Below are 14,044 nucleotides of genomic sequence, written 5' to 3'. Positions count from 1 at the left end.
CCAGGCAAATATGTGTGTCATGCGTGCGTGCCGACTTGCTTATCTGAAGTAAAATAACAGATCGAAACATTTGCCATAGAGACACTTCGTATGGAAACTTCACAACGTATTGGCCGCTCCCGTCCGCTGGCAACCACCGCCATGCACGGCCGGGTGGACGCCATGAAGGCGCGCGGCGAAAACGTCATCGATTTCTCCATCGCGATCTCGCACTTCCAGGCGCCCGACAGCGTGCTGCAGGCGGTGCGCGACGGGCTGGAACTGCCGGCCCTGCACTACACCACCGTCGGCGGCGACGCCGCCATCCGCGCCCGCCTCGCCGCCAAGGTGGTCAACGAGAACGGCATCGCCGCCACCGCCGACGAGATCATCGTCACCAACGGCGCCAAGCAGGCGCTGTACCAGGCGCTGTACGTGATGGCCGATCCGGGCGACGCCGTCATCATCTTCAAGCCGCACTGGCCGGCCTACGTCGCCACCTGCCGGCTGCTGGGACTGGAGCCGGTGCTGGTCGATCTGCCGGACGCGATCACCGACGAGCTGCTCGACAGCCTGCCGCCGGCCAAGATCCTGATCATCAACAACCCGCACAACCCCACCGGCGCCGTGCTGGGCGCGGACGAAGCCGACCGCATCGCCGCCTGGCTGAAACGCAGCGGCACCCGCGCCATCGTCGACGAGAGCTACGAAAAACTGATCTTCGAAGGCGCCCACGTCAGCCTGGCCGCGCGGCCGGACTGGCAGGATATCGGCATCGTCACCATCTACTCGGCCTCGCAGAGCTACGCCATGATGGGCTGGCGCGCGGGTTTCGCGGTGGCGCCGGCCACGCTGGTGGCGGCCATGGAAACGCTGCAAGGCCCGATCACCGCCGCCGCGCCGATGCTGATGCAGCTGGCGCTGGCGGCCGCCTTCGAATCGGGCGAGCCGTCCGCCATGCTGGGCGAGTACCGCCAGCGCCGCGACCTGGTGCTGGACCTGGTGCAAGGCCTGCCCTGGCTGCGCATGCACTGCCCCGCTTCCGGCCCCTACCTGTGGGGCGACATCTCGGCCCTGACCATGGACACCACGCAGTTCGCCGAGCAGCTGCTGAACGAGTGCGGCGTGGCGCTGATGCCGGGCGAGGCGCTCGGCATGCCGGGCTACATCCGCATCGGCTACATCTCCGACGACATCTTCACGCTGCGCCGCGGCGTGAAGGCGATCATCCGCTTCGGCAACGAGCGCTATCAGGCGCTCAGCTAAGCCGCCGACATGGCCTTCCTTCTCTTCCAGCTCAACAGCCTGCGCAGCCGCCTGATCCTGCTGGTGGCGCTGGCGATCGCGCCGATCGCGGTGATGACGCTGGTCAGCGGCGTGCGCGAACGCGAACACGCGGTCCAGGTGGCGGAAGAGAACCTGCAGCGCCTGACCAACCTGGCCGCCGCCAACGAGGCGCAATCGATCGAAGGCGCGCGCCAGATCCTGCGCGACCTGGCCAGCATTCCCGACCTCACCGGCGACCAGGCCCATTGCAGCCGCCTGCTGGCCAACATCCAGCGGCAGAATCCCGACTACGCCAACCTCGGCCTGATACAGCTGAACGGCGACGTCACCTGCAGCGCGGTGCCGGCGCCGGCGCCGGTCAACCTGGCCGACCGTTCGCACTTCCGCCGCGCCGTGCACCTGCGCCGCTTCGTCGCCGGCGGCTATGTGTTCGGCCGCGTGATCCAGAAACACACCGTCAACCTCACCTACCCGCTGCTGGACGACGCGCAGCAGGTCAAGGCGGTGGTGTTCGCGGCGCTGGACCTGACCAAGCTCGATCGCTTCGTGGCCGACATCAAGCTGCCGCCAGGTTCGCTGCTGCTGACCGCCGATTCCGAAGGCAAGATCATCTCGCGCAAGCCCAGCCCGGAGCAGTGGTTCGGCAAGCAGGTGTGGCCGGAGATGCGCGCCGCCATGGCCGGCGAACCGGGCAAGCCGGTGCTGCTGACCGGGCCGGACGGCATCGAGCGGCTGCACCGCTTCGCCCGCGTCGGCAACAACGGCTTGTCCGACTACACCGTCACCATCGGCATTCCGGTCGACGACATCACCGCCGTCGCCCGCCGCGACCAGTTGATGGACATGACCGCGCTGGCCGTCACGCTGCTGCTGGCGATGCTGGCCGCCTGGTTCGTCGGCGACGTGCTGGTGCTGCGCCGGGTCAAGCGCCTGGCCGCCACGGCCAACCGCATCGCCTCCGGCACGCTGGGCGCGCGCAGCGGCATCAGCTACGGCAACGAGGAAATCAGCGAACTGGCGCGGGCGCTGGACGCGATGGCCGAGGCGCTGCAGGAAAAAGAACAGCAGCACCTGAACGCCGAGCGCCAGCTGCGCCTGGCCGACCAGCGCAAGGACGAGTTCCTGGCGATGCTGGCGCACGAGTTGCGCAATCCGCTGGCGCCGATCAGCGCCGGCGCCCAGCTGCTGCAAAGCGGCCACGCCACCGAGGCGGTGGTGTCGCGCACCGCCGGCATCATCGTGCGCCAGGTGACGCACATGACGCGGCTGGTCGACGACCTGCTCGACGTATCGCGCGTCACGCGCGGACTGGTGACGCTGACGCGCATGCCGCTGAACGTGGCCGATGTCGTCGCCGACGCCGTCGAACAGGCGGAGCCGCTGTTCCAGACCAAGCAGCACCGCTTCGAACTGACGCTGCCCGAAGTGCCGCAACAGGTCGCGGGCGACCACAAACGGCTGGTGCAGGTGCTGGTCAATGTGCTCAACAACGCCGCCAAGTACACGCCGGTCGGCGGCACCATCAAGCTGGCGGTGCACGGCGAAGAAGGCCTGGTGCGGCTGGTGGTCAGCGATTCCGGCATCGGCATGGCGCCGGAACTGCGCGGCCGCGTGTTCGAGCTGTTCACCCAGGCCGACCGCAATCCCGACCGTTCGCAGGGCGGGCTGGGGCTGGGACTGGCGCTGGTCAAGTCGCTGGTGGAGCTGCATGGCGGCACCATCGCCGCCGACAGCGCCGGCGAACACCAGGGCAGCACCTTCACCATCACCCTGCCCGGCGGGCCGGGGCAAAAGCCGTCCTTCCCGGCGGGACCGGCCGCCACCGGCGGCGCCAAGCTGCGCGTGCTGGTGGTGGACGATAACGTCGACGCCGCGCAAACGCTGCAGCTGCTGCTCGATGCCTCCGGCCATGAAGTGCTGGTCGCGCACACCGCGCTGGAAGCGTTGGAGATCGCGCAGCGCTCGGCGCCGGAACTGTGCCTGCTCGATATCGGCCTGCCCGACATCAGCGGCAACGAGCTGGCGCGCGGCCTGCGCGCCCTGCCGCAAACGGCCCACGCCACGCTGGTGGCGGTGACGGGCTATGGCCGCCGCGAAGACCGCGACCTGGCCGACGCCGCAGGCTTCGACCACTACTTCGTCAAACCGGTCGATGTCGAGGCCCTGCTGGCGTTGATCGCCGGGCTGCAACCCGCTACTCCCAGGACTTAGCGATACGCTCCAGCTCCCCGCTTTTCTCCAGCGCCAGCAGGGTCGCGCGCAGGCGTTCGACCAGCGCCGGATCGACCTGCCGGCCCATCACAAAATACAGCTGGCTGGTGGTCATCACCGTCGGCAGGATCTTCACTTTGCCGGCCACGCCGGATCGCTCCAGCACCGCCTGCAAGCCCGGCGAGCGGTGGAAGAAGAAGCGGCCCCGGTGCGCCAGCAGCTTTTGCAGATTCAGTTTGGGATCGGAGGCGCCGGCATCGACCTGGATGCCGGCCTGGTTGCCCAGTATCGTCGCGCCGGCGAAGCCGCGGTTGGCCAGCACCACGCTGTCCTTGCCCAGGTTGCGCAGGTCGTCCCAGTTGTTGATGACGGCTGCGTCGTCGTTGCGCGCGACCAGGTAGTAGCGGATGCTGAACAGCGCCGGGCCGACGAACTGGTATTTCTGGTCCCGCTCCGGCGAATGCGACAGGCCGCAGGACGCATCCTGCGTGCCGCGGTCGATGGCGGAATAAATGCGGGGCAAAGGCTGCCAGACCTGGTCGCCGATGAATTTCAGGCCAGGATCCAGCCTTTCGACGGCGCGCATGATGTCGATGCAGATGCCCACCACGCGGCCGGAGGCGGCGGCGGCCTGGAACTTGGGCTCGGTGCCAAATTGCGCCGACGTGCGGATCTCCGAGGCGGCCGCGCTGGCGCCAGCTGTCCAAAGCATGGACAGCGTCGCGCACAGCACAGGGATCCTGAACGGAATACGAAACACAATTTGCCCGCCGGCCGGCGGTCGTGACTGCGATCAGCCCATTGTAGCGCGAGTTACGGCGCCAACTGCATGGTTTTTAGCCGGATCAACTCGACGGATAAACGACAAATGCCGTATATAAATTGGCATAAAAGTAACTTATCGGCGATAATGCGAATTGGTATCATTTACATTCATCGATAATTCCGTAATGCGTACACAATTTTCCCGTACCGCCCTCATCCCCGCAGCGCTGCTGTTGGCCACCCTGGCGGCATGCAGCGGCGGCGGCGGTTCCACCGCGCCGTCTCCAACGCTGGCACCGCCCGCCGAGGCGCGACTGAGCGAGGCCGCCCAGCTAGGCGAGTTGATCTTCAAAGACCAGTCGTTGTCGGCCTCCGGCAAGCAATCGTGCGCGACCTGCCATGATCCGGGCAACGCCCACGGACCGACCAACAATCTGGCGGCCCAACTGGGCGGCGCCACCGGCGACGTGCAAGGCTTCCGCGCGGCGCCGTCGCTGCGCTACCTGAACCAGACCCCGCCCTTCTTCTTCGCCAAGGACGGCACGCCGACCGGCGGTTTCAATCGCGACGGCCGCGCGCAAAGCTTGGCGGAACAGGCCGAACGCCCCTTCCTGGCGCCGCACGAAATGGACAACGCCAACAAGCAGGGCGTGGTCGACAAGCTGAAAAAGGCCGCCTACGTCGAGAAGTTCCGCGCGCTGTTCGGCGCCGGCATCCTGGACAACGCCGAGCAGGCCTTCGGCCGCATCGCCTTCGCGCTGCAGAAATACCAGCTGGAAGACTCGGACTTCCATCCGTTCGATTCCAAGTACGACCAGTTCCTGGCCGGTAAGGTCAAGCTGTCCGGCCAGGAGCTGCGCGGCCTGGCGCTGTTCAACGACCCGGCCAAAGGCAATTGCATCGGCTGCCACGCCAGCGCGCGCGGCGCAGACGGTGCGCCGCCGCTGTTCACCGACTTCACCTTCGACAATCTCGGCCTGCCGCGCAACAAGAAGCTGGCGGCGACCGCCGACCCGGCCTACTTCGACCTCGGCGTGTGCGGCCCGGACCGCACCGACCTGGCCGCGCGCACGGACCTGTGCGGCGCCTTCAAGGTGCCGACCCTGCGCAACGTCGCCACGCGCAAGACCTTCTTCCACAACGGCGCCTTCGACAACCTGAAGGACGTGGTGTCCTTCTACGTGCGGCGCGATACCAACCCCGAGGAGTGGTACCCGACCGGCGCCGACGGCGCGGTGCAGAAGTTTAACGACCTGCCGCCGCAGTACCGCAAGAACGTCAATACCACCGAAGTACCTTACAACCGCCAGCCCGGCATGGCGCCGGCGCTGTCGCCCAGCGAGATCGACGATGTCGTGCAATTCCTCGGCACGCTGACCGACGGCTACAAAACCACCCCTTAATCGCAGAGATATGAACATGAACAAACACCTGATCGCCGCCACCCTCGCCGCCGCCTTCCTCGGCGCGCCTCTGGCCGCCACCGCAGGCGAGGCGGAACTGTTAGCCCGCATCGAAAAAATGGCGGCGGAACTGGAACAGCTGAAGGCCGAACTGAAGGCCAGCGTCAAGAAAACCGAAGCCGTCGAACAGCGCCAGCAAGCCATCGCCGCGGCCGCGCCGGCGCCGGCGCCAGTCCCGGCACCCGCTTCGGCGCCGGCGGCCGAGCCTGCGCTGGCCGCTGCGGGACCATCCACCATCTTCGGCGCCTACGGCGAAGTCAATTACAGCCGTCCGACCAAGAACGCCAGCGGCGCACAGGCCGACGTACGCCGCGCAGTGATCGGCATCGAACACCGCTTCGATCCGAAGACCAAGGTGGTCGCCGAATTCGAATGGGAACACGCCATCGTCTCCGCCGACGACAAGGGCGAGAGTGAAGTCGAGCAGCTGTATGTCGAACGCGAATTCGGCAACGGCTTGCGCAGCAAGGTCGGCCTGTACCTGATTCCCATGGGCCTGCTGAACGCCAACCACGAACCGACCGCCTACTACGGCGTCGAGCGCAACTTCGTCGAGACGGCGATCATCCCGTCGACCTGGCGCGAGGTGGGCGTAAGCCTGTCCGGCGATACCGCCGGCGGCCTGACCTGGGACACCGGCATCACCACCGGCTTCGACCTGGGCAAATGGGACGCCGCCGGCAGCGACGGCCGCGAATCGCCGCTGGGCTCCATCCACCAGGAAGGCCAGCAGGCCAGGTCGCGCGACCTGAGCGTGCACGCGGCGCTGAACTGGCGCGGCGTGCCGGGCCTGCTGGTGGGCGGCTCCATCTTCACCGGCAAGGCCGGCCACAAGACCGACGGCTTCACCGCCAACGATGCGCGCATCACCATGGTCGACCTGCACACCCGTTATACGCCGGGCCGCTGGGATCTGTCGGCGCTGTACGCGCGCGGCCAGATCAGCAACACCGAAGCGCTCAACGAAACGCTGGTCGGCAACCCGACGCCGGTGCCGAAGAGCTTCGCCGGCTGGTACACCCAGGCCGCGTACCGCCTGCTGGAAGCGGGCGACTACACGCTGAGCCCATTCGTGCGCTACGAGCAGTTCAACACCGCGAAGAGCTATGCCGCCGTGCCGCAGGGCCTGGGCGTGGCCGCGTCGCCCGACGAAAAAGTCACCACCCTCGGCGCCAACCTGAAAGTGGGCGAAGGCGTGGTGCTGAAGGCCGACTATCAGAAGTTCAAGGAAGACAAGTCGCGCGACCGCCTGAACCTGGGCCTGGGCTTCTCGTACTAAGATGCGCTACCAGCACTGGATACCGCTGGCCGCTTGCGCCGTCTGCGCGCCCGCGTTCTCGGCGCAGTACCTGAACGCGGAGCAGGCGCAGAAGCTGATCTTCCCGGAGGCGACCGCGTTCCGCCAGCAGGACGTGGCGCTGTCGCTGCCGCAGATGCAGCAGGTGGAAAAGCTGGCCGGCCTGGCCGCGCGCTCGGTCAACTGGCGCGTGGTCGGCGCCTACAACGGCGACAAGCTGCTGGGCTTCATGGTGCTCGACGATGTGATCGGCAAGTTCGAGCTGATCTCGTATGCGGTCGGCCTCAATCCCGACGCCAGCGTGCGCCAGATCGAGATCCTGACCTACCGCGAAAGCCACGGCGGCGAAGTGCGCCTGCCGGCGTGGCGCCGCCAGTTCGCCGGCAAGTCCGCGCAGACGGGGGGCTTGGCGGTGGGCGACGGCATCGCCAACATCAGCGGCGCCACCCTCTCCTGCACCCACCTGACCGACGGCGTGCGGCGCATCGCCGCCGTCGCCCAGGTGGCGCTGAAAAAATGATGCGCCGCGCCCAGCCCTGGCTGGGCACCCTGGTCGATATCACGGTGGACGGCGATCCGCAGGCGGTGTCGCCGGCCTTCGACGAAATCGCGCTGGTGCATCGGCTGATGAGTTTCCACGACGCCGCCAGCGACATCTCGCGCCTGAACCGCGCGGCGGCAGGCGAGCTGCTGGCGGTGCATCCGCACACCTGGCAGGTGCTGCGGCTGGCCGCGCAGATCGCTGAGCTGTCGCAAGGCTGGTTCAACATCTGCTGCGCTCCCAAACTGGTGGACTGGCGATGCCTGCCGCCGCCGGACGACGCAGGCATCCCGTCATATCAACCGGCGTTGGCCGTCTACCGCTGCGAGCCGGAACACCGGGTCCGCAAGCTGGCGGCGGGCTGGGTGGACGTGGGCGGCATCGCCAAAGGCTATGCGGTCGATCTCGCGGTTGAAACGCTGCAGCGGGCGGGCGTGGCTGCCGGCTGCGTCAACGCGGGCGGCGATCTGCGCTGCTTCGGCGAGCGGGCCTGGCCGGTGGCCGTGCGCGACCCGTTGCAGCCCCGCCGCAGCGGCGCGCGGCTGGAGCTGCGCAACGAAGCGCTGGCCACATCGGCGGCCTACTTCTCGGCCCGCAGTCATGAGGGTCGGCCTATCAGCGCGCTGGTGGATGGCCGCAATGGCGAGCCGCTGGTGACGGCGGCCAGCGCCTCGGTGCGCGCCCCGCGCTGCGCGACAGCCGATGCGCTGACCAAGGTGGTGCTGTCCAGCGGCGATGCGCACCATGCGGCGCTGGCCACATTGCAGGCCTCGGCGTTTATAATCTGAGCGATGCATACACACCGCCACCGTCCCCACATCAACCTGCGCGTCGAACGCTGGCACCGGCGCTGCATCTACGCCAGTTTCGCGGCCCTGCTGCTGAGCGGCGCCGCCTGGCTGCTGGCGCGCTACTTCTTCCGGCCGGTCGGCCAGTTCGGCGAAACCATCAATCCGCTGGAGCCATGGTCGATGAAGCTGCATGGCGCCGCCGCGATGGCGATGCTGTTCTTCATCGGCAGCCTGATGAACGCGCATATCCGCCGCGCGCTCAAGGCAGGGCGCAATCTGCGCACCGGCTGGGGCATGATCGCCGCCATGCTGGCGCTGACCGCCAGCGGCTTCGGCCTGTACTACCTGGCCGGCGAGAGCGACCGGCCGGCATGGTCGTCGGTGCACTGGGTGGTCGGCCTGGCGGCCGCGCTGCTGTTCGTGCTGCACGTCGTGCTGGGCCGCCGCGCCTTGCACCATCCTTAAGCACGGCCGATCTGGTCAGGCGCCAGCCTCGATGCCGCTCATTTGCAGGGCGATGGCAAGCGCGGTGTCGGCGGTGGCCAGGTGGGCGTGGAACCACGGCAGCACCAGGCCTACCGCCGCCCTGCCGCTCTTGATGTCTCCCATTTCCAGCTGGTGCAAGGTGGCCAGCACGCGGGCATGCTGCTCGCGGTGACTGCGCAGCGCGGGATAGTCTATCGTCTCCATCAACGTTTCCTCGTGGCGGAAATCGTCCTCCAGGCACTCGATCAGTTGCGCCAGGCCGGCGGCGAAGTCTTCGTCCTTGCAATGTGTCAGCAGTTTGATCTGCTCGGCCAGCGCTTCGTGCGCTTCGTCGAACAGCGGTATGCCCAGCGCCATGTCCGGGGTCCAGCCGGTATCGTCCATCATGTCCTCCTGTGGTTCACAGCGGACACGGAACGCGCCGCCAGCACAGACTATGGGCGGATGGCGCGCCGAAATCCATGATGCAGATCAAAAATCCCCAAGCCGGCGGTCTTCCAGCCGCGGCCGTCCGTGCACATGTCGCCCAGGCGGTTCAAGGCCAGGCCGTCGCCGCGCGCGGCGATGAGCATGGCGGCTCGCCATAGTCCCGGTGCGCGTAAAAGTTGTCGTGAATCAACCTCCATAATTGCTGCTGCGGCTAGGATGTCTCTCGGAAAGCAATTGGAGGCATCCCATGAGGAAACCAGCTTCGGTCCCGAATCGCCCGCTGCCACGGCGCCGCCGATCCGCCGGCATCGCCGCAGTCGAGCTTGCCCTCGTCATGCCGACCTTTTTCATCCTGATCGCCTGCACGCTGTTCTTCGGCGAGGTTCTGCTCAGCTATCAGACCGCGTGCAAGGCATCCCATGACGCAGCGAGATACCTGTCGTCAGTTTCGTTGATGGATGTGCAGAACCCGGCCAGGATCGGCGACCACGTGACGCTGGCCAAGGCCATCGTGACCGAGGAAATGGGTTCGCTGATGAGCTCGGGGGCATACATTCCCGTGATTACGGTTCTGTGCAGCGGCATCACTTGCAGCGGCTATTTCACGCCCACTTCGATAACTGTCACCATACAGATGTACGTCGCCGACGATGTGCTACCGGGAGTTACCCTGAACCTGCTCGGCTTCCGCACCCTGACGGTGACAGCTGCCGCGGCGATGCCTTATGTTGGGCGCTGAAATCGGCCGCCAGATTTGCAGACGTCGCTGTTATCGCGGCAAATTGATGGCATCCAGCTTACGGACGGCTTCCGGCGGCAGTATCAGATCCGCAGCGGCGGCATTTTGCCGCAGGTGGACAAGCGATGAGGTGCCGGGAATCAGCAGGATGTTCGGCGAACGTTGCAGCAGCCACGCCAGCGCTGTCTGCATGGGCGTGGCGCCCAGCTGCGCGGCGACCTCGGACAGGGTAGCCGATTGCAGCGGCGAGAATCCGCCAAGCGGGAAAAACGGCACATAGGCGATACCATCTTTTGCCAGCTCGTCGATCAGTGCGTCGTCGTGGCGGTGGACCAGATTGTATTGATTCTGCACACAGACAATCGGGGCGATGCCGCGCGCCTGCCTCACTTGCTGCAGGGTGGCATTGCTCACGCCGATATGGCGTATCAGGCCGCGATGCCGCAGTTCCGCCAGTGCGGTGATGTGGGCTTCAATGTCGCCTTCCGCCGGTCCCATGACGTCAAACATGAGACGCATGTTCACCACCTCAAGTCGTTCCAGGCCAAGGTTGCGCAGATTGTCGAGCACTGCCGCTTCCAGCGCCTTCGGCGATTGGGCCGGCAGCCAGGAAGCGTCAGCGCCGCGCGAGGCGCCGATCTTGGTGACGATCACCAGATCGTCCGCGTACGGATGCAGCGCTTCGCGGATCAGCTCATTGGTGACATGGGGGCCGTAGAAGTCGCTGGTGTCGATGTGATTGATGCCCAGCGCAGCCAGCTCCCTCAGCACGGCCAGCGCTTCCTCGCGGTTCTTGGGTGGGCCGAAGACGTGCGGGCCCGCGAGCTGCATGGCGCCATAGCCCATGCGGTTGACAGCCAGATCGCCAAGTTGGAAGGTGTTCAAAATGTGCTCCTGAAGGATGGGTTGAAGAACACAGTCTAGGTGCGAAAACTTTGTGCGACAATACCTCGCAATGGCACAACTTGTGCCGAATACAGGACAATCACCAATGGCTGATCTGCAGGATATCGGCGCCTTCGTCGCGGTCGCCAAACATGGAGGCTTTCGCGGCGCCGCGCGCATGACGGGCAATAGCGCGTCACAACTGAGCGAAGCGGTGCGACGGCTGGAGGCCGCCCTCGGCGTGCGCCTGCTGAACCGCACCACCCGCAGCGTGGCCACCACCGACGCCGGCCAGCGCTTGCTGGAGCAACTGATGCCGGCGCTGGGCGCGGTCGAATCCGCGCTGGATGTGGTGAACGGTTTTCGCGACCGTCCGGCTGGCAGACTGCGGCTCAACGTGCCGCTTAGCGTATCGAAACTGGTCCTGCCGCGCATCATTCCGCCGTTTATCGCCGCCTATCCGGACATCTGCCTGGAGATCATCGTCGATGACAGCTTTGTCGATCTGCAGCGCTCCGGCTGCGATGCCGGCGTCCGTTACGAAGAACACATGGAGCTGGATATGGTGGCGATTCCGATCGGGCCGCGCCGGCAACGTTTTGCGCTGGCAGCGTCGCCAGACTATCTGCGACAGCACGGCCTGCCCAAGCGGCCGGAAGACCTGCTGAGGCATACCTGCCTGCGCGGGCGCTTTTCCAGCGGCGCCATGCCGGATTGGGAGTTCGAGCACAAGGGCAAGAAAGTCATCATCAAACCGGCCGGTCCGTTGATTGTCAGCTTGGGCGCCGGCGCCGACTTGAAGGTGGATGCGGCGTTGGCCGGCGCCGGCCTGGTGTACCTGTTTGAAGATTGGCTGAAGCCCTACATGGAGCGCGGCGAACTGGAACCGGTGCTGGAGCGCTGGTGGCCAGCCTTTAACGGTCCCTCGCTGTACTACCCCGGCCGGCGCTATCTGCCGGCGCCGCTGCGCGCGTTTGCGGACTTTATTCCGACCATGCGCTGGTAGCGTCCAAAACAACAAAGGCCTACATCTAAATGATGTAAGCCTTTGATATAAAACGTATTCTTGGTGGGAAGTGCAAGTTTCGAACTTGCGACCCCTGCAGTGTGAAAGCTCAGGTACGAGACAGTAGGAGCGTCCCAAGGACGGCCCTCATAGGGAGCGCCTGCGATTGACGACTCCCGACGACTCCCGAGAAATCCCGAGAGACTCCGCACTGACTCCGTATTCGCCCTCCAAATTTTCATTGGCACGGCGTTGATAAGCTGGATTTCCCACAATGCCATCGAAACGGTGTAACTGGCAAAACTCACGCGCGAACAAGTCTAGGCTAGGGGGGGGCAAGAAACCGGCCTAAACAAACTTATGCTACTGCAGCCAGTCCGACGCCGGGTTCGCTCATCAAAAGTGATTCAGCTCGCGTCTCCACCGCCACCACTTGACCATTTTCCATGCGAATCAAACGATCACCCAAATGGAAATAGCGATCATCGTGCGAAATCACCAGTACTGACTTACCTTTGGCGCGCAGTTCCGGCAGCAATTCGCGATAGAACACTTCCTTGAACACCGGATCCTGATCTGCCGCCCACTCGTCGAACACGATGAAGGGACGATCCTCCAAGTAAGTCACCGCCAGCGCCAGGCGCTTGCGCTGCCCCTGTGACAAGGCGCGGGTGGTAAACGCGCCGTCTCTCACCTGCACCTTGTGCTGAAGGTGCAATTTCTCCAGCAGCGCATTACCCTGCGCATCGAGATCGCCAGACGGCGCGTGCAGCATCTGCTCGAACAGGTGGAAGTCCGGAAATACGGTCGAAAACGTTTGGCGATAGCGATCACGATTACTGTCGCCGATCGACTCGCCATTCAGCAGGATGCGCCCCTCCTCCGGCCGGTAGAGTCCCACCAGCAATTTGGCCAGCGAAGTCTTGCCACTGCCGTTGCCGCCCACCAGGAAGGTGATCTCGCCCGGGCGGAATGTCAGGTCGATGGGACCCAGCGTGAACAAGTCATCCACCCCTTCATGGTAGTAACGGTGCGAGACGCCTTTCAGCACCAGGCTTTCCAGCGGCGGCGAGACGGCAGCGGCCGGATCGGCGGCAACACCGGCGCTGTCTTCGAGTTGCTGGGTGATCTCGTCGATGCGCGCGCCCGACACGCTGGCCATGTTTGCGTGCGGCAGGACCACCAGCAGATTCTCCAGCGGCGCCACCATATACAGGAACACCAGCGCGAAACCGGTCATGATGCGGGCGCGGCCTTCCACGTCCCCCACCAGCAAGAACAACACCAGGCCGATGAAGCCATAGATCAGGAATTTCCCCCACGCCGAAGACACCAGAAACACCGACATGCCGAAGGCGCGTTCGCGTCGCACGGTCTCGATCGACGTCCCCAGCACGTCGTCGGCGAAGCGCCGGCGTTTTGCCGCGTGCAGACGCAGTTCCTTGGCCCCCTCCACCAGCGAACGGAAATGGTCGAACAAATTATCCTGCTCGCGCGCGGCCAGGTCCAGGTGGCGGATCGCCCGCACGTGCGCCAGATGGTAGCCCAGCGAACCCAACACGATGGTGATGATCGCAGCCAGAAACACCTGCCACGACAGCCATGCCATGTAGACCAGACAACCGGCTACGATGATGCTGTTGACTAGGATAATAGGGAAGCTGACAAAGAAGTCGGCCACCCGGGCGCTATGCTCGGACAAGGCCGACTGCACCTTCGGGCCGCCGATTTCCTCCAGCCGGCGAAAGTCCGCAGCCATCACGCGCGCAGAGATGAAACGGCGCAGATTCGCATGCGCACTTTGATTCAGGCGTTCGAACAGCACGGACGACACCATGTGGGTCAGCATCGCGGCCACGGCAAAGGCCGCGAACCGCCATGCGAGCACCATCCGCTCGGCGTGGGTCTCGGCAGTCAGCGCGGCGTTGATCTGGGTGAGGAGGAGCACGCTGCAGACGCCAGTGGCGATGCTGGCCAGCGCGGCGGCAATCATCAGATTGCGCGACTGTCGTATCAAATAGGTAAGCAAGCCGTTTCACCTTAACAAAAAATGGAAGTGGAGCGGCGCAGTCACTGCCGCCGCAGCGTTCATCTTCAAGACGAACTGGCGCGGCATCTGTTTAGCGTTTTTGCGATTTGGCCTTAACATCGGCCGGCCGGCAACG

The 14,044-nt window shown here is 65.2% G+C and carries 14 protein-coding genes; 9 read left to right on the top strand and 5 right to left on the bottom strand.

Annotated features, from left to right (window positions below; translation table 11 throughout):
* The first annotated feature begins 90 nt into the window (after window positions 1-90).
* On the top strand, window positions 91-1,245 hold the full coding sequence (locus DUGA2_RS00265; RefSeq protein WP_070266549.1) for a pyridoxal phosphate-dependent aminotransferase: 1,155 nt from the start codon (window positions 91-93) through the stop codon (window positions 1,243-1,245).
* A gap of 9 nt (window positions 1,246-1,254) precedes the next feature.
* Window positions 1,255-3,477 (top strand): ATP-binding protein, encoded by a 2,223-nt coding sequence (locus tag DUGA2_RS00260; RefSeq protein ID WP_070266548.1) that lies wholly within the window; start codon window positions 1,255-1,257, stop codon window positions 3,475-3,477.
* On the opposite strand, the gene DUGA2_RS00255 is transcribed toward DUGA2_RS00260, so the two are convergent.
* Window positions 3,461-4,189, bottom strand: a complete 729-nt coding sequence (locus DUGA2_RS00255; protein WP_070267074.1) for an ABC transporter substrate-binding protein — start codon at window positions 4,187-4,189, stop codon at window positions 3,461-3,463. The two genes, DUGA2_RS00260 and DUGA2_RS00255, sit on opposite strands and share 17 nt — an antisense overlap.
* Window positions 4,190-4,427: 238 nt before the next feature.
* Between DUGA2_RS00255 and DUGA2_RS00250 the strand changes: the two genes are divergently transcribed.
* From DUGA2_RS00250 to DUGA2_RS00230, 5 genes are read left to right on the top strand one after another with little or no spacing between them, the layout of a single operon-like run.
* Window positions 4,428-5,645 carry a cytochrome-c peroxidase gene (locus DUGA2_RS00250; RefSeq protein WP_070266547.1) on the top strand — a complete coding sequence of 406 codons (1,218 nt, stop codon included), beginning with the start codon at window positions 4,428-4,430 and terminating at the stop codon, window positions 5,643-5,645.
* A gap of 16 nt (window positions 5,646-5,661) precedes the next feature.
* The gene (locus tag DUGA2_RS00245; protein WP_070267073.1) at window positions 5,662-6,984 is read left to right on the top strand and encodes a hypothetical protein; all 1,323 of its coding nucleotides are present in this window, start codon (window positions 5,662-5,664) and stop codon (window positions 6,982-6,984) included.
* A 1-nt stretch (window position 6,985) separates the two neighbouring features.
* Window positions 6,986-7,522 carry an FMN-binding protein gene (locus DUGA2_RS00240; protein ID WP_070266546.1) on the top strand — a complete coding sequence of 179 codons (537 nt, stop codon included), beginning with the start codon at window positions 6,986-6,988 and terminating at the stop codon, window positions 7,520-7,522.
* A complete protein-coding gene (locus DUGA2_RS00235; protein ID WP_070266545.1) occupies window positions 7,519-8,331 on the top strand; it encodes an FAD:protein FMN transferase in 813 nt (270 codons plus the stop codon). Before DUGA2_RS00240 ends, DUGA2_RS00235 begins: the two co-directional genes overlap by 4 nt.
* A gap of 3 nt (window positions 8,332-8,334) precedes the next feature.
* Window positions 8,335-8,799, top strand: coding sequence for a DUF4405 domain-containing protein (locus tag DUGA2_RS00230; RefSeq protein WP_070266544.1), 465 nt, complete (start codon window positions 8,335-8,337; stop codon window positions 8,797-8,799).
* Window positions 8,800-8,814: 15 nt separating this feature from the next.
* Here the strand turns inward: DUGA2_RS00230 and DUGA2_RS00225 are convergent, their stop codons facing one another.
* Entirely contained in the window at window positions 8,815-9,207 is a 393-nt protein-coding gene (locus tag DUGA2_RS00225) for a bacteriohemerythrin (protein ID WP_229212162.1), read from the bottom strand.
* Between the two features lie 47 nt (window positions 9,208-9,254).
* Window positions 9,255-9,392: a hypothetical protein gene (locus DUGA2_RS33945; protein ID WP_168167742.1), complete on the bottom strand. Its 138-nt coding sequence runs from the start codon at window positions 9,390-9,392 to the stop codon at window positions 9,255-9,257.
* A gap of 104 nt (window positions 9,393-9,496) precedes the next feature.
* Here DUGA2_RS33945 and DUGA2_RS00220 point away from each other — a divergent pair, with 104 nt between their 5' ends.
* Complete coding sequence (locus DUGA2_RS00220) at window positions 9,497-9,988, top strand: TadE family protein (protein ID WP_083296147.1); 492 nt, start codon at window positions 9,497-9,499, stop codon at window positions 9,986-9,988.
* Between the two features lie 30 nt (window positions 9,989-10,018).
* Here the strand turns inward: DUGA2_RS00220 and DUGA2_RS00215 are convergent, their stop codons facing one another.
* Window positions 10,019-10,873 (bottom strand): aldo/keto reductase family oxidoreductase, encoded by an 855-nt coding sequence (locus DUGA2_RS00215; protein WP_071658831.1) that lies wholly within the window; start codon window positions 10,871-10,873, stop codon window positions 10,019-10,021.
* A 106-nt stretch (window positions 10,874-10,979) separates the two neighbouring features.
* Here DUGA2_RS00215 and DUGA2_RS00210 point away from each other — a divergent pair, with 106 nt between their 5' ends.
* On the top strand, window positions 10,980-11,879 hold the full coding sequence (locus tag DUGA2_RS00210) for a LysR family transcriptional regulator (RefSeq protein ID WP_070266542.1): 900 nt from the start codon (window positions 10,980-10,982) through the stop codon (window positions 11,877-11,879).
* Window positions 11,880-12,237: 358 nt separating this feature from the next.
* On the opposite strand, the gene DUGA2_RS00205 is transcribed toward DUGA2_RS00210, so the two are convergent.
* Entirely contained in the window at window positions 12,238-13,908 is a 1,671-nt protein-coding gene (locus DUGA2_RS00205) for a cyclic peptide export ABC transporter (RefSeq protein ID WP_070266541.1), read from the bottom strand.
* Window positions 13,909-14,044 lie beyond the last annotated feature (136 nt).

This window comes from Duganella sp. HH101, assembly GCF_001758795.1.
GTDB classification, from domain to species: domain Bacteria; phylum Pseudomonadota; class Gammaproteobacteria; order Burkholderiales; family Burkholderiaceae_D; genus Rugamonas; species Rugamonas rivuli.
The sequence above is the reverse complement of the archived record's forward strand: the minus strand, read 5'-3'. Positions and strand labels throughout refer to the sequence as shown.